Below are 20,297 nucleotides of genomic sequence, written 5' to 3'. Positions count from 1 at the left end.
AGATAATATATTTTAAATTTTAATTATAAATTATTCCTTTTAACAATCTATTTCTATTTTATACAATGGATATTAAAATAATAATTTAACAAATAAAAATTAAGTGATTTCTCCCGATAAACAATATGAGTCTAATACCAATTTATATAATCCATCTGAAATAGAAAAAAAATGGCAGTCAATATGGACAGAAAACAATTTATACAAAACCGATCAATTAACTGAGAATAGCGATAAATTTTATGCTTTATCAATGTTTCCCTACCCTTCAGGTAATCTTCATATGGGACATGTTAGGAATTATGTTATTACAGACTTAATAGCTCGATTCCAAAGGTTTAAGGGTAAATCTGTTTTACATCCAATGGGTTGGGACGCTTTTGGTTTGCCTGCTGAGAATGCAGCGATTGAAAGAGGAATTAGTCCAAGTGTCTGGACTAAAAAAAATATTTCTCATATGAAGTCACAATTAAACCTTTTAGGACTATCAGTTGATTGGGATAGGGAATTTGCAACATGTGATGAAAATTATTATATTTGGACTCAACATCTATTTTTAGAGTTATACAAGGCAGGTCTTGTATATCAAAAGGAATCAGAAGTTAATTGGGATCCTATAGATAATACAGTCCTAGCGAATGAACAAGTTGATTCAGAGGGTAAATCCTGGAGATCTGGGGCAGTAGTTGAAAAAAAATTATTAAAGCAATGGTTTTTAAGAATTACTAATTATGCGGATGAGTTATTGAAGGATTTAGAAAAATTAGATAACTGGCCAGAAAGAGTAAAAATAATGCAAGATAATTGGATTGGAAAGTCAATTGGTACAAATATTAATTTCAATATCAATACCAATCCAGAAAAAAAAATAACTGTATTTACAACAAGGCCTGATACTTTATTTGGAGTTACTTATTTAGCAATTTCTGTTAATCATTCATTAATTAAAAAAATTTCTGATCAAGAAACCATACAAGATATAGAAAATCTTAAACAATATTTGAAAAATAATAAAAATAATGAACTTGAAAAAATTGGAATAAAAACTAGCTTAATAGCAATAAATCCAGTTAATTCTGAACCTATTCCTATTTGGGTTGCAAGTTATGTCCTCGATGAATACGGTACAGGCGCTGTTATGGGCGTGCCTGCTCATGATCAAAGAGATTTTGAATTTGCTAAGAAAAACAATATTGATATTAGACAGGTAATAATAAAGGATCAAAATGAACAAACTCAAGAGCTTGATGAAGCTTATGTGGAAAATGGATTTCTTATTAATTCAAAAAAATACAATGGAATAGCAAATACAATTGCTAAATTAAAAATTTCAGAGGAGGGAGTAAATAATGGATGGGCCGAAAATAAGATTCAATATCGTTTAAGAGATTGGTTAATATCCAGACAAAGATATTGGGGATGTCCGATACCCATCGTTAATTGCAAAAAATGTGGAGCTGTTCCTTTAAACCAATCGGATTTGCCTGTTTCATTACCAAAAGATATAGAAATCTCCGCTAACAAGATTAATGCTTTAGGTGATAATAATAATTGGATAAATACAACATGTCCAAAATGTGGAATAGCGGCAAGAAAAGAAACTGATACTATGGACACTTTCATGTGTTCATCTTGGTATTTTTTAAGATACCCATCTTCAAAATGTTCAACTAAGCCATTTGAAAAGAATGAAATTAATAAGTGGTTGCCTGTAGATCAATATGTTGGAGGAGTAGAGCATGCAATATTGCATTTGTTATATGCAAGATTTTTCACTAAAGCATTGCGGGATAATGAACTATTTGATATTGATGAACCTTTCAAAAAACTATTAACGCAAGGAATGGTTCAGGCCGCAGCCTATAAAAACAATAAAACTGGTAAATATGTTTCTCCTTCCGATATTTCTGACTTATCAAATCCTACAGATCCAATTGACAATTCTAAACTCGAAGTTCTTTTCGAGAAGATGTCTAAGTCTAAATACAATGGAATAGACCCTGAATCAGTAATAAAAAAATATGGAGCAGATACAGCAAGAATGTTTATATTATTTAAAGCACCACCAGAAAAAGATTTGGAATGGGGAGATACAGATGTTGAAGGACAATTTAGATTTTTAAGCAGGATTTGGAAGCTTTATATAAATTGTGCAAAAGATATTAATATTAATAGTAAATCTAATTCCTATCCAGATAAAGAAAAAAGTTTAATAAAGTCAATGAATATAGCTATAAAAGAAATTTCAAATGACATATTAAATAACCAATTTAATACTGCGATTTCAGAACTAATGAAGTTTTATAATTCATTATCAAATTCCATAAATGACGTAAACAATAATTTAAAAATTGAGGCTTTAAAAACATTTTGTATTTTGTTGGCTCCATTTGCACCTCATATTGCAGAAGAAGTATGGCATCTTATAGGATTTAAAAAATCTGTGCATTTAGAACACTGGCCTTCCTTTAATGCCGAGGCACTAAAGGAAGATTCATATGAACTAGTTATACAAGTTAATGGAAAAGTTAGAGACAAAGTAAATATAAATAATGATATGAGTGAAGATCAAATTAAAGAATTGACTCTTAAAAGACCTAACATATTAAAATGGACACAAGATAAGAAAATAAGAAAAATAATTATTGTTAAAGGAAAAATTATGAATATTGTTGTTTAGGAATTTACTTTTTGAATAACTAATGAATTTGGATTTGACCAATCGCCCTTAACTAAATAATTATCATTACCAAAACACATTTCACGGAGTATGAAAAATATAGGTTCACTCAATGAATTATCAAATAATGACGTTATGTCATTTATAGAATATTCGCCACCTTCGTCTAATAAATTACTTACTTTTTGTTGATACTCAATAATATTTGCGGCTGCTTTCTTTCCAGCTTCAACTCCAGGTTGATCATATGCATTTATATTTACCAATTCAGCGTAGAAGGAAACAGCCCTCTCAAATAAAGCGATTAAGGCACCTAGTGAAAAACAATTTAACTTTTCTAACGTGATAGTGATACTTTGTCTGTTTTCACTAGAGAGTGCTGATCTGGTTCCTTGCAAAAAACCAGAAAGATATTCTTTAGGATTCTCTTTTTCATCAAAAATATTAGTAGATGGAGAATCTAATAATTCAATAAAAATACAAAAGAAATTATCAATACCATCTCTCAGTTGCTGAACATAAGCATGTTGATCTGTAGATCCTTTATTACCAAAAACTGAAATACCTTGATTAACTTCTTCACCATTCCTATTAAATTTCTTACCTAATGATTCCATTACTAATTGCTGGAGATATTTACTAAATACCTGTAACCTATCTCTATAAGGTAATACGACCATATCTCTCTTTCCAATACCATCCCCAGTCAAATACCATGCGGATGATAATAGTGCTGCTGGATTGTTTTTAAAATCACTTATACGAGTGGCTTCATCCATTAATGATGCACCTCTAATGAATTCAGATATATTCTCATTAATAAGAGCTAATGGAAGTAATCCCACAGAGCTTGTAATACTAGTTCTTCCTCCAACCCAATCTTGCAAATTAAATATTTTTAACCAATTTTCAGAAGTGGCTTTTTTAAATAACTTACTATCTTTCATAGTTATAGCTATAGCATTAGAATTCCATTCAAGAGAATTATTTTCGCAGTGACTTTTAATAATTTCCATAGCAATCCTAGGTTCAGGCGTACCACCTGATTTGCTTACTACTACAAATAATGTTGTTGATAATATTTCAGATAACTCATCTAACTTTTCGCTAATTAAAAAAGGATCAACATTATCGATATAAGAAAAATTTAAGCCTCTAGAACACTTCTGCAGAGACTCTGTAATTAGTAATGGTCCTAACCCACTACCGCCAATTCCTATCCATAGAACATCAGTATACTGCTGATTATTCTTATTCTTTATATCTCCATTTAAAATTTGTTTTCCAAATTCAGAGATTGCATTAATACCTGCACTAATTTCCTCTCCTATTTTTGAAGAGGGTGAAATTGATGGATTTCTAAGCCAATAATGTCCAACTTGTCTATTTTCATCAATATTTGATATTGCACCATTTTCTAATTCTTTTATTGATGAAAAAACATCTATAAATTTATCTTCTAAATTTCTTATCTCTTTACTTGTGAAATTAATTTTGCTTATGTCTAACCAAATATTTAATTTTTTATCAAACCAAAGATAATTACAAAATTTATCCCAAGATTTTAAATCTTCATTCATTTTATATATTTGTTTCTTTTATTTATTATTCAATTATATCTATACGAATAGTACATAGATTTGAATCATTTAAATTTGTTTAAATTATTATCTTCAAATAAATATGTTTTTGTATATAAACAATTAAAATTAAGGGTTTTTTTTATTTCATATGAATTTATCATTAGAAAAAATAAAAAAATTTGGATAGATCATTTAATTACATAATTTCACCTGAGATATCTGAATTTAGGAGATTTTCACCAAAATTAAAAATAGGTGTACTTGCTTCTGGGAAGGGAACAAACTTTCAGGAATTAATTAATCTCTCAGAAAAAGGAGCATTAGATATAGATATAAAAGTTCTAATTACTAACAAAGATGAAGCCGGTTGTATAAAAAGAGCTGAAAGTAAAAAAATACCCCACAAAATTATAAAAGGCAAAGACTTTATGCAAAAAGAAGCATTTGAATTAGAAATTGTAAATACTTTAATGCATTACGATGTTGAACTTGTGGTTATGGCAGGCTGGATGAAAATTGTTACTCCATTTTTTATAAATAAATTTAAAAATAAGATAATAAATATTCACCCTTCATTACTTCCAGCATATAAAGGCGGTTCTGCGATAAAGGACTCTATAATAAATGGTTCAAAAATAACTGGTTGTTCAGTACATTTTGTTGAAGAGGAGGTAGATAGTGGATCATTGATAATGCAAGCTGCATTGTCAATTAGAGATGATGATGATATTGAATCACTTTCCAAAAGGATACAAATGCTTGAGCATAAAATTTTACCTCACTCAATCTCAAAAGCTGGTTATTTGATAAGAAGTAATTTTATGGAAAATTATTAGTTAAATCAAGACCTTCATCCATTGAAAATCCACTCATAATATTTAAATTTTGAATTGCTTGCCCAGTCTGACCTTTTAACAAATTATCAATTGCAGATAAAATAATAATCCTTCCATTTCTAATATCAACTTTAACAGAAAGGAGAATTTGGTTTGTATTTTTAACCCATTTTGTTGAAGGGTATGTATCTACAGGTAATACTTTAATATTTTTGAAATTTCTGTAATAATTATCCAAAAGAATTCTGCAATCATCAGAAGTTAATCCTGGATCTCTTAATCTCCCATATATAGTCGAATGCATACCTCTTGAAATTGGAACCAAATGAGGTGTAAAAAGAAGTTCAATTTTATTTCCAGAAATTATAGATGCTACTTGCTCGATCTCTGAGGTATGTCTATGGTTTATCAATCCGTATGCTGATAAGCCTTCACCACATTCTGATAAAAGTAGCTTTTGGTTTGGTTCTCGACCTCCACCAGAGGTTCCGCTTTTAGAATCAATCACTATTCCATCATTTTCAATAATTCCTTGCGAAAGATAAGGAACTAATGGAATAAGAGCAGATGTTGGATAGCATCCTGGACAGGCAATTAATCTTCCTTTTGAAATGGCTTCCTTATTTATTTCAGGAAGACCGTAGACTGCCTCTTTACATAAATCATCATCATTCCTTTTATAAATAGCAGCTTCTTTGGAATATACATTTTTCCATTCATCTAATGACTTATATCTGTAATCAGCAGATAAATCAATAACTTTAAGTCCTCGATCTAATAATTTCCTTGTCAATGTTGAAGATAGGCCATTTGGTAAGCAAAGAAGAGCAACATCTGCATTTTTTGAAATATTATCAACGGAAATTTCTTCTATATAAGGATCATTATCTAGATAAATAAAAGGAAAATTATCATTCCACTTTGATCCAGATGTTTTATTACCTCCTAAAAATGAAATTTTGTATTTTTTTATTTTCTTTAAGAGATTTACTGCTTGAATACCGCCGTAACCAGTAGCACCTACTATTGCAACATTCATTTCTTTGAATTGGCAGACTTTGAGATAGGATTATAAAGTGTTGAATTTAAGGTAACTAAAACACTATTTTTCTATATTGATAGGAATAATGAAAGAAACAAGTCCCAAATCAAATAATGGAACAATTTTGGATATAAATGAATCTTTTAAAATTGAATTTGATCCTATCAGCGATGCGTTGGCAGCCATAAGAAATGGTGAATGCATAATTGTTGTAGATGATGAAAGAAGAGAAAATGAAGGAGATTTAATATGTGCGGCTCAGTTTGCAACTCCACAGCAAATTAATTTTATGGCTACTGAGGGACGTGGTCTTATATGTCTAGCAATGCAAGGTGAAAAACTTGATTCTTTAGATTTACCATTAATGGTAGATAGAAATACAGATGAAAATCAAACAGCTTTTACAGTATCAATTGATGCTGGACCTGAAAATAATGTTACTACCGGAATTTCAGCTGAAGACAGGGCAAAGACAATACAAGTTGCTATAAACCCAAATACAAAACCTGATGATTTAAGGAGGCCAGGACATATTTTTCCATTAAGAGCTAAAAAAGGTGGAGTATTAAAAAGGGCTGGTCATACTGAAGCGGCAGTAGATATTGCTGCAATGTCAGGTCTTTATCCCGCTGGAGTAATTTGTGAAATACAAAATCCTGACGGTTCTATGTCAAGACTTCCACAACTTAAAGAGTATGCAAAACAGTGGGGAATGAAATTAATATCAATAGCTGATTTAATAAGTTATCGGTTTCAAACTGAGAGATTTGTATTTAGAAAATCTGATGCTGTTCTTCCAAGTATTTTTGGTAATTTCAAAGCTTATGGATATGTTAATGAACTAGATGGTTCAGAGCACGTTGCATTAGTTAAACAAAAATCATCAAAATTAAGCGAACCTGTTCTTGTAAGAATGCATTCAGAGTGCTTAACTGGTGATGCTTTTGGATCATTACGTTGTGATTGTAGACCCCAGTTAGAGGCTGCTTTATCAAGAATAGAAAAGGAGGAAGAAGGAGTTGTAGTTTACTTGAGACAAGAAGGCAGAGGTATTGGTCTAATAAATAAATTAAAAGCTTACAGTTTACAAGATGGTGGATTAGACACTGTAGAAGCTAACGAAAAATTAGGTTTTCCAGCTGATCTCAGAAATTATGGAGTTGGAGCACAAATTTTAACTGATTTAGGTATAAAAAAATTAAAATTATTAACCAACAATCCTAGAAAGATAGCTGGATTAGGTGGTTATGGAATAGAAGTTATTGAGAGAGTTCCATTAGTTATTTGTCCAAACGATAATAATGCAGAATATTTGAGCGTTAAAAAAACAAAGTTAGGCCACATGATTGATGATGATGATTCTAATTCCAGTAATATTGATCCATTTATATCAATTTTTCTTGACGGAAAATATAAATCTATCGATCTAGTTCCGATAAGAAATGACGTTATTAAATTCTGTAGTTATAAGAACATTAATATCAAACTAGAAAGTACACCAAGATTATTGGCTTTTTGGAATAGACCAAAATTAATTTGGAGAATTTTACATGATCACAATAGAACTAATTCCAACATTACTGATGAAGAAATAAGGAATATAGAACTATTTATTCAGTTTTTATCTAATTATGAAAATAGTACAAAGATTGGAATTATTGTTTCTAGAAACATTGAACAGGCATTACACCCAAAAAGTAGCATCAAATTAATCAATACTAAATTTACTATTAATAATGAAATCTTATATTCATCTACAAGAAAATTTAATCTAGATAAAGAGACATTTAGTATTGTTTTTGAAGGCTAAGTTACTATTTTAAAGTAGCTTTAAGAATTTTTGAACCATTAGTAAGCTTTAGAACTACATCCATATCATCAGTCTTACCAAAAACAGTATGAACTCCATCGAGATGAGGCTGAGGTTCATAGACTATGAAAAACTGACTACCACCTGTATCCTTTCCTGCATGAGCCATAGAAAGTGAGCCTTTTAAATGTTTATTGGAATTAATTTCGCATTTAATATTGTATCCAGGACCTCCAGTCCCAGGCATACCAGATGCCCCGTCACGAGTATTAGGACATCCACCCTGAGCCATAAATCCAGGAATAACTCTGTGAAATGCTAGACCATCATAAAAACCATCACTAATCAAATTCGTAAAGTTTTTAACTGTATTAGGTGCGTCGCCAGAGAAAAATTCAATATTAATGTCCCCTACTTCTGTTTCAAATAATGCAGTTGTCATGTTTTATTTGTTTAATAATTATTCTTATATTTTAATAGCTAAAGCAACTTTTCAAGGTTTTCCTTAATGGTATTTATATCAATGTTATCTTTTTTACTATTTTTGTCTTCCTCCCAATTATCAACTTCTAGGTTTTTCTGTGGTGGTGAAATTAACAACCTATCTTCTGCTGTTTTAGGTACAAAATTTTTTTCCACTAATTTGCATTCATAGTCTAATTTAATGCAGAAATCTTTTATTTCCTGAATGTTGATCATTTCAACTGTTGGCAAAGGAAAATCTTGAGCTTCTAATAGACCACAATATCTTGTTGCATCATCCTTATCTTCAAACATAAGAACAATGGTCCTGCCTTTTAGTTCGATTGAATGAATTCCTTCCTTATCTGTTCCTGAATTATATAAAAGAACAAATATGTTCATAAGTATCTATTTTTCTATTTATATAATATTTGATTAAGAATCAGAAAGTGATAATTCTTGTAATCTTGTATATAAAGCAATTTCTTCATCATTAATATCAGCAGGTATCACTACCAAGATTTCAACATATTGATCACCTACATTATCTTCGAAAGTTAAACCCCTACCTTTCAAACGTAACATTCTGCCCGTAGATGATTTTGGTGGCACTTGAAGTGTGACATTTCCATCAAGGGTGGGGACCTCTACTGCACAACCAAGTAGAGCATCATGAGGAAATAACTCTAGTTTATAAAGAACTCTTAAACCGTCTATTCTTAGACCACTTTCGGTTTGAACTTTTAACTGTAAATAATGATCTTTACCTCCCCTTGCAATATTTTCAAGTCTTAATCGCCACCCATCTCCAGCGAAAGGAGGCGTATCGACTTCTACTACGGTTTCATCTTCAAGCTCAATTAAAATTGAAGCTCCATTTAAGGCCTCATCAGGAGTTAATTCAATAATTGTTTCAATATCTTGGTGGAGTTTAACTGGAGGTGGCTCTTCTGGAGAGGTTGTAGGGTATTCATAATTATTAAATTCATCATTATTTGTATTTATTGATTCATCCTCAAATAGTTCATTATCATATTCCTCGTAATTCTTTGGTGAGTATTCATATCCAAATAAGGAATCAAGATAATCTTGAAAATCAGGAAACCCTGTCTTGAAATTATTATTTTCATATTCATCATGGATATTTTCATCCGAAATATTTTTTCTTATATTGGGATTGCGTAGATATTCGTATGCTTGGTTAATTAATTTAAATCTCTCTTCTGCATTAAGATCGTTTTTATTTAAATCTGGGTGCCATTTTCTTGCTTCTTTTCGAAAAGCCTTTTTAAGTTCTTTATCATCGAAATCGGGGGATAAACCCAAAATCGACAAATAGTCTTTTTTAGAGGAAGTAGTCATTGTCCCATGGATCATCGTCCCTAGAATTACCATACCTCGAATTTCTATAATTTCTATTCATTTGATTATCCCAAGGATCATCATCCCAATAATCATCTGAAAAGAGCTCATCCTTTAATGATCCAAATGTATTTTTAATGCTTTGTAAGGGATTATTATCAGTTTTCTTTTCTGCTGCAAATTTTCTATTTAAGCCGAATAATGCTTCTTGAAGAGCACTTACTGAGATTTCTAATTCTTGAGGATCATCATCATCTATATACTCTTCAACATCTTGAATGGCTAATTCAACGGCTCGTTGTTGTCTTTCAGCTCCATAAGGGCCAAATTCCAATGAAGCATCTCTAAGTCTTCTCTCAGCTTGCGCAATAAGAGTTAAAGCACTATTTTTTCTATCAATTACAGATCTTCTCTTTCTATCTTCATTAGCTTTTGCTTTTGCTTCTTCAATTATCGAATTTATTTCTTGTTCATTTAAGTTAGAACCTCCAGAAATTGTAACTGTTTGCTTTCTTCCAGTAGTTCTATCAGTTGCACTTACTTCTAAAAGGCCATTAGCATCAATATCAAATGCTACCTGAACTTGAGGTATTCCTCTTGGAGCTGGAGGTATTCCTGATAATCTAAATTTACCTAGTGATTTATTTTCAGATGCTAAAGGCCTTTCACCCTGCCGTACTTGAACAACCACTGATGATTGATTAGCTTCAGACGTACTAAAAACATCAGATTGTCTAACTGGTATTGGAGTATTACGAGGAATGAGTACCTTCATAAGTCCACCAATAGTTTCTAAACCTAAAGATAAGGGAGTAACGTCATTTAGGAGTAAATCTTGTAAATCACCACTAATAATTCCAGATTGTATCGCAGCTCCAACTGCTACAACTTCATCAGGATTAACAGATTGACAAGGGTCATTTGGAACAAGAGTCTTTACTAATTGTTGAACCATTGGAATTCTTGTGCTGCCTCCGACAAGAACTACCTCATCTATATCTTCTGCGTTCCATCCGGAGTCATCTAATGCTATTTGCACAGGCTCTAATATTCTATCTAGAAGATCTTGAGATAATGATTCAAATATTTTTCTATCTAAGGTTTCCTCAATATGTAATGGACCCTCATTACTAGTGGTGATAAAAGGTAAGGATATTTTTGTTTTTTGCAATCCTGACAATTCACATTTAGCTTTTTCAGCAGCCTCAGTTAGTCTCTGTAACGCTTGTCTATCCCTTCTAAGATCAATATCATGTTTAGTAAGAAATTTTTCTGCAAGCCAATCTACTATTTTTGAATCAAAATTGTTACCTCCTAGCTGAGTATCACCACAAGTGGCTTTAACATCAAATACACCATTAGAAATTTTTAATAACGAGACGTCAAATGTTCCTCCCCCTAAATCAAAAACTAAAACATTATTAGAAGAACTTTTTTCAAAACCGTAAGCTAGAGCAGCAGCTGTAGGTTCATTTAATATTCTATCTACTTTAATACCAGCTAATATTGCAGAATCCTTTGTAGCTTGCCTTTGTGATTCATTAAAGTAAGCAGGGACTGTAATAACAGCAGAGTCAACAGTATCACCAAGATATGTTTCAGCATCATTAATTAATTTTCTGATTAATGAACTCACTAATTCTTCTGGCGCATACTCTCTTTCTGTATTCGGACTAAGAACCCTAACGCTTCCAGTGGTATTAGCCTTTACGTTATAAGGAACAGAAATACTATTCTCATCTAATTCATCCCAGTCGCTACCAATAAATCTTTTTAGGTTATAAAAGGTATTCTTAGGATTTAGGACAAGTTGTCTTCTCGCTTGGTCTCCTATAACTATTTCTTTATCTTTTGTAAATCCAACTATTGAAGGAGTAGTTCTAGAACCTTCAGAATTTGCAATAACGATTGGACGTCCAGCTTCTATAACTCCTACAACAGAGTTAGTAGTACCTAAATCAATTCCAACTATTTGCCCCATGATTTTAGATCGCTAAATTAAAGCAAAATTTACTAATAATTAAATTAATTTTTATCTTAGATATTTACATATAATAGTAAAAATCAAATATTTTCAACTTAATTTAAATAAATAAGATTATTTATAATTTGTCAAAAAGATTACTGTTTATTTTAAAACATATTTTAAAACAATGTTGTTGATGTAGTTGACCAATATAAACTAATATAAAACGGAGAGAGAGGGATTCGAACCCTCGATAAAGTTGCCCCTATACAGCATTTCCAGTGCTGCGCCTTCAACCACTCGGCCACCTCTCCCAAGATGTCCATTTTAACCCTTTATCATCCCATTTTTGAGTAAAGTTATTTGAAAAAGACTTTCACAGTTACTATTAAAAATAAGGAAACCGGAAAGGTCTACCAAGAGAAGGTTAATAGTGATGAATATATACTTAAGGAATTTGAAAAGAAAGGTTTCAAGCTTTCATTTTCATGTAGAAATGGTTGCTGTACAAGTTGTGCAGTTAAAATTAAATCTGGTACCTTGCAACAACCTGAAGCAATGGGTGTATCTCAGGCTTTAAAAGACAAAGGATATGCACTTCTTTGTGTGGCTAAAGCAACTTCGGATCTTGAGGTTGAAACTACATATGAAGATGAAGTTTACGATTTACAATTTGGAAAATATTTTGGGAGGGGAAATACAAGAGTTGCGCCACCTTGGGAATTTGAGGAAGATTAACTATTATGTTCGAATTATGTGAAATAGAGGAACTTGCAAATCAAGTTAACTTATCCATTTTGTATGAAATAGCCAAAACTTCCGCTCAAATTGGTAATGAAATTTTAAAAGTTAATTACAATAAAATTCAAAAAATATCATCAAAGGGTAGGAAGGGTGATCTAGTTACCAATGTAGATTTGGAAGTAGAAAATAAAATTAAAGAATATTTATTAGAAGAGACACCAAACATATCTATAAATGCAGAGGAATCGGGAAAATTAACCAAATCTTCTGATTTAACGTGGTGTATAGACCCATTAGACGGTACAACAAACTATTCCCATGGATATCCTTTTTTTGGTACTTCTATTGGACTTGTGTACAAAAATAAGCCAATTATAGGGGCTATATCAGTTCCTTATTTAAATGAACTATATTCAGCCTGTATAGGTTTAGGTTCATTCTGCAATGATAGTAAACTTAAAGTATCGAGTCCCTCTAATCTTTCTGATAGTCTACTTGTAACTGGTTTCTCTTATGACAGATTTGAGACAGAAGATAATAATTATGCTGAATTTTGTTATTTAACACATAAGACTAGAGGTGTTAGAAGAGGAGGTGCAGCAGCAATTGATCTAGCATTTGTTGCGGCAGGTAAGGTTGATGGATACTGGGAAAGAGGACTAGAAGTATGGGACATTGCAGCCGGTGCTATTATTGTTAAAGAGGCTGGTGGTATTATTTCTGATTATCCATCAGGCGAATTTAATTTAAGTTCAGGAAGAATTTTAGCTTGTTCTCCTAGCCTTGAGAATGAATTAAAAAATGAACTAGATAAAGTCTCTCCACTTAAAAAAAATCTCTATACGTAAATAAAGTTAGTTAAATAATAAAATGACAGATATAAAAGAAATCAAATTAGTCGATGTAAAAAATAATTCAAACATCATAAATAATTTAAATAGTATTTATAAACTATGGGGATATGAAGAGGTTTCACCCTCATTTATAAATACTTTAGAGACGATTAAAGGCCGTGGCGTAATTGACGAAAATCAGGTTGTAGGAATAGTAAGTAATAATTCATTATGTCTTAGGCCAGAAATGACAACATCAATTGTTAAATTGTCATCAACCAGATTAATAAATAAGAAAAGACCCATAAGGTTATTCACAAATGGAATGGTCTTTGACAAAAAACAAAATAAAAAAAATTCATTTAATTTACAAGAAAAATTGCAGAGTGGAATTGAATTAATTGGATATGATACAAAATGTCCAGAAATTGAAGTTATTAATATTTTGTTTGATGCAATCGATAATATTAATTTGAAGGATGGCTGTAATTTATGTCTACTTGTTAGTACCACAAAAATAATGGACTTGATACTGAACAAATATAAGAATAATAATTTTGAAGAAATTAAAAAAAGTCTGGTTAATTTTGATCAAGATAATTTATCTAAAATAGAAATAGATGAAGATGATAAATATATACTTAAAGATCTATTATTTACTCGAGGAGAACCAATTGCAATATTAAAAAAATTAAAAACCATATATGGCAATAGTAAAACTTTAGAAGACTTAAATTTCTTATTTGAAACATTATCAAAAATATCAAATAAATATGGTGTTAAATTACAACTTGATCCCACTTTTCAACCTCACTTGAATTTATACGAAGGAATAGTTTTTCAACTAATTGGGGATAATGGTAAAAATAAAAGCGTCATCGCAAAAGGAGGAAGATATGATGAGTTAGTAAGATCTTTTAGTCCTAATGAGAAAATATTTAATGGGATTGGATTTACAATTTCAGTTGATATTTTAAGAAATTTAATTAAGGAAGAAAAGACAGATAAAAAAAGGATTTTATTGATGTTTACAGATTCTTATTTGTTAGAAAAAGGTATGAATGCACAAAAAGTACAACAGAAAAAGGGAAATATTGCTGTCTTACATTTAAATCCATGTGAGGACTTGGCTAAAGCGAATCAAATTATGAAAGAAAATAATTGTAGTGAGATTTTGTGGGTTAAATAAACCCTTTCTAAAATTTATTTAACTTTAAATTCATATAGTGTTCGGACAATACTCCTAATAAAACTTGATTAACTAGTTTTTAAGAAATAGGATTTGTATGTTTGATTTTTATTTTTAAATGGAAAAAGGCGAAATTCGTATTAATACAGAAAATATTTTCCCAATTATCAAGAAGGCAGTATATTCTGACCATGAAATCTTTTTAAGAGAGCTTGTTAGTAATGGAGTTGACGCAATAAGTAAACGAAGAATGGCCTCTATGGCAGGTGATTGCGAGAATACAGAGGAGGCTCAAGTAAAAATAACAATTAACCGTGAAAAAAATATGTTAACAATTTCCGATAATGGAATTGGAATGAATGATGAAGAAATTAAGAAGTATATAAATCAAGTTGCATTTTCTAGTGCAGAAGAATTCCTAACAAAATACAAAAAAGATAATGATGAATTCATAGGTCATTTTGGACTAGGTTTTTATTCAAGTTTCATGGTGGCAGATAGAGTTGATATATTAACTAAATCGGCAATTGGGGAATCAAAAGCTTTTAAATGGTCTTGTGATGGGTCGCCAAATTTCACATTAGAGGATTCAGAGAGAGAGACAGTTGGTACAGATGTTATTCTTCACCTACTTGAAGAAGAAAAAGAGTTTATCGAGCCTGAAAGGATTAAATCACTAATAAAAAAATATTGTGACTTTATGCCAATAGACGTGTTACTTGAAGGTGAGACTATTAATAAAAAAAATCCTCCTTGGAGAAAACAACCTAGTGAATTAAAAGATGAAGATTATATTGAGTTATATAAATACCTTTATCCTTTCCAGGGAGATCCACTGTTATGGATTCATCTAAATACAGATTATCCTTATGATATACAAGGGATATTGTATTTCCCAAAGTTGTCAGGTAGAGCTGATTGGGAAAAGGGAGAAATAAAACTATTTTGCAATCAAGTATTTGTAAGCGATTCAATTAAAGAGATAGTACCAAAATACCTTTTACCTCTAAGAGGAGTTATTGACTCTACAGATATACCTCTAAATGTTAGTAGAAGTGCATTACAAACAGATAGAAAAGTAAGGTCTATATCATCATTTATCTCAAAAAAAATTGCTAATAAACTGAAGGATCTTATAAAAAATTCTCCAGAATTTTATGCAGAAATTTGGGATTCAATCTCTGCTTTTATTAAAATTGGTGCTATCGAAGATGAAAAATTTGCTGATTTAGTTAATAACAGTATAATTTTTGAATCAATAATAAATTCAGAGAAAGACGTAACTAAAGATATTGAAAATAAATCCCTCATCAAGTCAAATGATAAATATTTCACAACTCTCGCAAATTACAAAGATCGAAATAAATTAACTGATTCTAAAAAAATAATTTACTGTTCAGATTTGATTGCACAGTCTAGTGCACTAAATATCTGTTTATCTGATAATAAAGAAGTTATTAAATCAGATCCCTTAATTGACGCACAATTTCTTCCATGGTTGGAAAGTAAAAATGAAGATTATCAATTCCAAAGAGTTGATTCAGAAATAAATGAACTAGAAGATAAAGAATCTAAAGAAATTGTAGATAAAGATGGAAAATCAAATGCAGATAATCTTAAAGATACGGTAGTTAAGGCCCTTAACAATGAGAAAGTAACAGTTAAAGTGCAGTCACTTTCAAGTAAAGATGCTCCACCAGCGATGATCTTGCTCCCAGAACAAATGAGAAGAATTAATGATATGGGAGCTTACATGGAACAAAAGATGCCTGGCTTACCTGAATATCATGTGCTCTTAATTAACAAAGAACATCCACTTATTGTTGGTCTTAATACAATTAAAGGCAACAAAATAATTATTGATAAAAAAGATCCTATTGAAAATCCATTAGCATCTAAAATTGTTAATCATGTTTATGATATGGCTAAGCTTTCCGTTGGTGGATTAGATCAAGAGCAGATAATTAATTTACAAAAAAATAATGCCGAATTAATTTCAGAATTACTTAATTCAGCAAATTGAGTCATGTGTTAAGATTTTAAAAGATATAACTCAATAAATATGTCAAGAGTTTGCGAACTTACTGGTGCAAAAGCTAATAACGGGATGGCAGTGAGTCACTCACATATTCGTACAAAAAAATTACAGCAAGTTAATCTCCAAAAAAGGAGACTATGGTGGGAAGAGGGCAAAAAATGGGTAAATATAAAAATAAGTACCAAAGCTCTAAAGTCTATACAAAAAGTAGGTTTAGATAAATTTGCTAAGTCAAATGGAGTTGATTTAAAAAAATTCTAAATTTGATGAGAAATTTAGTTGTAAGTATATTAATTCCATTTATTCTCTTATTTAATTGTAATTCAGCCTTCTCTTTTGATTTTGCTCCTGAGGTTGGAGATATGGCACCAAACTTTCAATTAGAAGGTTTTAATAAAAACATAAAAACAAAAAAAACTTGGGAATTAAGTGATTTTCAAGGTAAATGGCTTGTTATATATTTTTACCCTAAAGATTTTACAGCAGGCTGTACTCTTGAAGCTAAAGGTTTTTCAGAATTTAAAAAAGATTTTTCAAAAAATAATGCCGAAATTGTTGGCATTAGTGCTGACAATCAAGATTCTCATGAAAGTTTTTGCAGCGAGAAATCCATAAACTACACCTTATTATCTGATCCTAACGGAATTATTAGTGATAAATATGGTTCCTGGATTCCTCCATTCTCAGATAGAAATACTTTTTTGATTTCTCCTGATGGGAAAATTTCTTATAGATGGATTAGTGTTTTACCTATAAATCATGCTAAAGAAGTTCTTAACGTTCTAAAGAAAAAAATATAAGATTTTGCACGAATTATCATTTGGAACTTGGTTAATACATATCTCATCAGTAATTGAATGGATTTTTGCCATATTAGTCATAAACAAAATTTCAACATATAAAAAATATAATTTATTTTTTTGGTTAAGTCTCGCTATGGTCCCAAACTTAATAGGTGCTATGTGTGCGATCACATGGCATATCTATGACAACCAAGAAAATCTTTATGGTCTAGTATCACTTCAAGGAATATTTACATTTATAGGAAATTCAACATTAGCCTTAGCTGCAATAAAGATTTTTATTAGAGAAAAAGAGACTTATGAATGATTTGTTTTTTAAATTTATAGAAGAATTAGGTTCTATTGATAACACATTATTGTTCGCAGTATCAATAATTCCATATGCAATATTTTTGTTTTACCTATATAAAATCAAGTCTGTTAATAATATTGTAAAAACAGGTTTTTCCTTAACTGTTTTATTCGTATTCATAACTATATTGGTATCTATCTTTACACTAAATTACTATGATAAAACCCTTGTTGAGATTGATTTCCTGCATGGTTTTGCAGAATCCTTCTTAACTCTTAGTGATTTTGTTATTTTGTATGGATTTATCAAGTTATTAAATAGCTTAGAAGTAAACAACTCTTAAGACCTTTTACAATTTTGTGTTTTTTAGGTAAAAGTATTAGAGAATATATAAAAATAACAATTTTTTATGTTTACTACATTATTTGCAGCTGCAGATCCAGCAACTTTTTCTTGGTCTCCAAAGTGTGCCGTCGTAATGATTGCATGTAATGTTTTTGCTTATGCAATTGCTAGAGCAACAATAAGAAAACCTAATGAAGGTTTTGAAATACCTAATTCAAAATTCTATGGTGGTTTAAGTCACGCTTCAGTTGTAGGTGCTAATTGCCTAGGACATATTTTCGGAATTGGTGCAATCTTAGGATTAGCCTCACGTGGTGTTTTATAAAAATTTATTTATTAAATTTTTAGTTATTTAACTTAAATCTCTTTACAATTTTATCTGCCATCTGATCAGGCATAAGACCTAATTTTTCTTTGCTCTGGTCAGGTGAAGCATGATCAACTAAAACATCTGGTATGCCTATTCTGTATACAGGAATGTTTACTTCATTATCGTTAAGTAATTCAACTATTGCAGAACCAAATCCACCTATTAAGGTTCCTTCTTCCATAGTTACAACTTTTTGAATCCTTCTTGCTAAAGGCATAATAAGATTTTTATCTAGAGGTTTTACAAATCTTGCATTAACAATACATGCATTAATTTTCATATTTTTTAAGATACTCGCTGTTTCAATAGCTGATTCAACCATTGATCCATAAGCAATAATTAAAATATCTTCTCCTTCTTCAAGTATTTCAGCTTCTCCTATATTCAAAGGTTCCCAACCCTCATCCATTACAGCCACCCCTAATCCTGATCCTCTTGGTATTCTTAGAGCAGTAGGACCATTATGGTTAATTGAAGTTATTAACATTCTTTGTAATTCAGATTCATCTTTAGGGGCCATCAATACAAAATTTGGGATAGATCTCATATAACTGATATCGTATTGACCTTGGTGAGTAGGACCGTCAGCTCCAACTATGCCAGCCCTATCAAGTACGAACGATACAGGTAAATTTTGAATACCAACATCATGAATTAATTGATCGAATGCTCGTTGAAGAAAAGTACTATAAATAGCTACAACAGGTTTAAGACCTTCGCACGACATTCCTGCCGCAAGAGTAACAGCATGTTGTTCTGCTATTCCTACATCGATATATTGATCTGGAATATTTTTTTGCAATATATCTAAACCAGTCCCTGTAGCCATTGCTGCTGTAATACCAACAACTTTGCTATCTTGTTCACATATTTTCAATAAGGTTTGACCAAATATCTTACTATAACTAACAGGTTTAGGTTTCTTAGATGGAATAGATTTCCCAGTTCTTAGATCAAATGCTGATTGTGCATGATATCCAACCTGATCAGCTTCTGCATATGGATAACCTTTTCCTTTTGTTGTAACAACATGGACAAGGACAGGTTTTTTAAGTTTGTGAGCAGCGTTAAAAGTATTAACTAAATTTCCAATGTCATGTCCGTCAATTGGACCCATATATGTAAATCCAAGTTCTTCAAAAACAGCTCCAACCTTTGGCACTGCTAGACGTCTAACGCTTCCTTTAATATTTTTTAGTTCTTCTGGAATATCCTTACCAATTAATGGAATATTTTTTACACTTTCTTGAACACTATCGGACAAAAATTTCAATGGGGGACTAACTCTTACCTTATTTAAATATGAAGAAAGGGCTCCAACTGGAGGTGAAATAGACATATCATTATCGTTTAGAACTACAACTAAAGGAGTATTTGGTAAATGACCTGCATGATTTATCGCTTCTAATGCCATTCCTCCAGTTAATGCTCCATCTCCAATAACTGCGACACATTTATAATTTTCTCCTTTTCTATCTCTTGCTATTGCCATTCCTAAAGCTGCTGAAATAGATGTGCTTGCATGTCCAGCTCCAAAATGATCGAATTTACTTTCACTTCTTTTGAGATATCCAGCTACTCCATTCTGTTGTCTAAGGGAATCAAATTGACTGAAACGTCCTGTTATCAATTTATGAGGATAACCTTGATGACCTACATCCCAGACAACTTTATCGGAATCAAGATCAAGAGTTTGATATAAAGCCAGTGTAAGCTCAACTACACCTAATCCAGGACCAAGATGTCCACCACTTGTAGATACTACTTGAAGATGTCTTTCTCTAATTTGACAAGCAATTTCCTCTAATTGTGAAACTGTTAAGCCATGAAGTTGATTTGGATGACTTAACTCACTTAAAAGCATTTAACAAATATTGGTATCTATATAATCTAAAACGTCGAGGTGCAAAATGAGTATTTTTTTTGAAATAGATCATGTAAT

19 protein-coding genes and 1 tRNA gene are annotated in these 20,297 nt (G+C 31.1%); 12 read left to right on the top strand and 8 right to left on the bottom strand.

Annotated elements, in window-relative coordinates; all coding sequences use genetic code 11:
• The first annotated feature begins 103 nt into the window (after window positions 1-103).
• Window positions 104-2,680 carry a leucine--tRNA ligase gene (leuS, locus tag HA145_RS04790; protein WP_209128091.1) on the top strand — a complete coding sequence of 859 codons (2,577 nt, stop codon included), beginning with the start codon at window positions 104-106 and terminating at the stop codon, window positions 2,678-2,680.
• On the opposite strand, the gene HA145_RS04785 is transcribed toward leuS, so the two are convergent.
• Window positions 2,677-4,260 carry a glucose-6-phosphate isomerase gene (locus HA145_RS04785; protein ID WP_209128090.1) on the bottom strand — a complete coding sequence of 528 codons (1,584 nt, stop codon included), beginning with the start codon at window positions 4,258-4,260 and terminating at the stop codon, window positions 2,677-2,679. The genes leuS and HA145_RS04785 overlap by 4 nt on opposite strands.
• 182 nt (window positions 4,261-4,442) lie before the next feature.
• Here HA145_RS04785 and purN point away from each other — a divergent pair, with 182 nt between their 5' ends.
• Entirely contained in the window at window positions 4,443-5,099 is a 657-nt protein-coding gene (gene purN / locus HA145_RS04780) for a phosphoribosylglycinamide formyltransferase (protein ID WP_209128089.1), read from the top strand.
• On the opposite strand, the gene argC is transcribed toward purN, so the two are convergent.
• Window positions 5,083-6,138, bottom strand: a complete 1,056-nt coding sequence (argC, locus tag HA145_RS04775; protein ID WP_209128088.1) for an N-acetyl-gamma-glutamyl-phosphate reductase — start codon at window positions 6,136-6,138, stop codon at window positions 5,083-5,085. The genes purN and argC overlap by 17 nt on opposite strands.
• A gap of 88 nt (window positions 6,139-6,226) precedes the next feature.
• Between argC and ribBA the strand changes: the two genes are divergently transcribed.
• Window positions 6,227-7,951: a bifunctional 3,4-dihydroxy-2-butanone-4-phosphate synthase/GTP cyclohydrolase II gene (ribBA, locus tag HA145_RS04770; protein WP_245151783.1), complete on the top strand. Its 1,725-nt coding sequence runs from the start codon at window positions 6,227-6,229 to the stop codon at window positions 7,949-7,951.
• A gap of 4 nt (window positions 7,952-7,955) precedes the next feature.
• On the opposite strand, the gene HA145_RS04765 is transcribed toward ribBA, so the two are convergent.
• The 5 genes from HA145_RS04765 to HA145_RS04745 form a co-directional block, all read right to left on the bottom strand.
• Entirely contained in the window at window positions 7,956-8,393 is a 438-nt protein-coding gene (locus HA145_RS04765; RefSeq protein WP_209128087.1) for a peptidylprolyl isomerase, read from the bottom strand.
• Window positions 8,394-8,431: 38 nt separating this feature from the next.
• Window positions 8,432-8,815, bottom strand: a complete 384-nt coding sequence (locus HA145_RS04760; protein WP_209128086.1) for a DUF3110 domain-containing protein — start codon at window positions 8,813-8,815, stop codon at window positions 8,432-8,434.
• A 33-nt stretch (window positions 8,816-8,848) separates the two neighbouring features.
• Window positions 8,849-9,808: a DnaJ C-terminal domain-containing protein gene (locus HA145_RS04755; RefSeq protein ID WP_209128085.1), complete on the bottom strand. Its 960-nt coding sequence runs from the start codon at window positions 9,806-9,808 to the stop codon at window positions 8,849-8,851.
• A complete protein-coding gene (gene dnaK / locus HA145_RS04750; protein ID WP_209128084.1) occupies window positions 9,759-11,756 on the bottom strand; it encodes a molecular chaperone DnaK in 1,998 nt (665 codons plus the stop codon). Before dnaK ends, HA145_RS04755 begins: the two co-directional genes overlap by 50 nt.
• Before the next feature lie 212 nt (window positions 11,757-11,968).
• A tRNA-Ser gene (locus HA145_RS04745) sits at window positions 11,969-12,055 on the bottom strand.
• Between the two features lie 49 nt (window positions 12,056-12,104).
• Here HA145_RS04745 and HA145_RS04740 point away from each other — a divergent pair.
• The 9 genes from HA145_RS04740 (at window position 12,105) to psaK (ending at window position 18,310) form a co-directional block, all read left to right on the top strand.
• Window positions 12,105-12,479: a 2Fe-2S iron-sulfur cluster-binding protein gene (locus HA145_RS04740; RefSeq protein ID WP_209128083.1), complete on the top strand. Its 375-nt coding sequence runs from the start codon at window positions 12,105-12,107 to the stop codon at window positions 12,477-12,479.
• Between the two features lie 5 nt (window positions 12,480-12,484).
• Window positions 12,485-13,333 carry an inositol monophosphatase family protein gene (locus tag HA145_RS04735; RefSeq protein ID WP_209128082.1) on the top strand — a complete coding sequence of 283 codons (849 nt, stop codon included), beginning with the start codon at window positions 12,485-12,487 and terminating at the stop codon, window positions 13,331-13,333.
• 22 nt (window positions 13,334-13,355) lie between these two features.
• Window positions 13,356-14,507, top strand: coding sequence for an ATP phosphoribosyltransferase regulatory subunit (locus HA145_RS04730; RefSeq protein ID WP_209128081.1), 1,152 nt, complete (start codon window positions 13,356-13,358; stop codon window positions 14,505-14,507).
• Window positions 14,508-14,625: 118 nt separating this feature from the next.
• Window positions 14,626-16,530: a molecular chaperone HtpG gene (htpG, locus tag HA145_RS04725; RefSeq protein ID WP_209128080.1), complete on the top strand. Its 1,905-nt coding sequence runs from the start codon at window positions 14,626-14,628 to the stop codon at window positions 16,528-16,530.
• 39 nt (window positions 16,531-16,569) lie between these two features.
• Window positions 16,570-16,806 carry a 50S ribosomal protein L28 gene (rpmB, locus tag HA145_RS04720; protein WP_025881448.1) on the top strand — a complete coding sequence of 79 codons (237 nt, stop codon included), beginning with the start codon at window positions 16,570-16,572 and terminating at the stop codon, window positions 16,804-16,806.
• Window positions 16,807-16,811: 5 nt separating this feature from the next.
• A complete protein-coding gene (locus HA145_RS04715; RefSeq protein WP_209128079.1) occupies window positions 16,812-17,345 on the top strand; it encodes a peroxiredoxin in 534 nt (177 codons plus the stop codon).
• Window positions 17,346-17,349: 4 nt separating this feature from the next.
• On the top strand, window positions 17,350-17,655 hold the full coding sequence (locus HA145_RS04710; protein WP_209128078.1) for a DUF2499 domain-containing protein: 306 nt from the start codon (window positions 17,350-17,352) through the stop codon (window positions 17,653-17,655).
• Window positions 17,648-17,983 (top strand): DUF3593 domain-containing protein, encoded by a 336-nt coding sequence (locus HA145_RS04705; protein ID WP_209128077.1) that lies wholly within the window; start codon window positions 17,648-17,650, stop codon window positions 17,981-17,983. Before HA145_RS04710 ends, HA145_RS04705 begins: the two co-directional genes overlap by 8 nt.
• Window positions 17,984-18,049: 66 nt before the next feature.
• Window positions 18,050-18,310 (top strand): photosystem I reaction center subunit PsaK, encoded by a 261-nt coding sequence (gene psaK / locus HA145_RS04700; RefSeq protein ID WP_011818394.1) that lies wholly within the window; start codon window positions 18,050-18,052, stop codon window positions 18,308-18,310.
• 19 nt (window positions 18,311-18,329) lie between these two features.
• On the opposite strand, the gene dxs is transcribed toward psaK, so the two are convergent.
• Window positions 18,330-20,219, bottom strand: a complete 1,890-nt coding sequence (gene dxs, locus HA145_RS04695; protein ID WP_209128076.1) for a 1-deoxy-D-xylulose-5-phosphate synthase — start codon at window positions 20,217-20,219, stop codon at window positions 18,330-18,332.
• Window positions 20,220-20,297: the final 78 nt, after the last annotated feature.

The sequence above is a fragment of the Prochlorococcus marinus XMU1411 genome (assembly GCF_017696075.1).
Classification (GTDB): Bacteria; Cyanobacteriota; Cyanobacteriia; order PCC-6307; family Cyanobiaceae; genus Prochlorococcus_A; species Prochlorococcus_A marinus_V.
The sequence above is the reverse complement of the archived record's forward strand: the minus strand, read 5'-3'. Positions and strand labels throughout refer to the sequence as shown.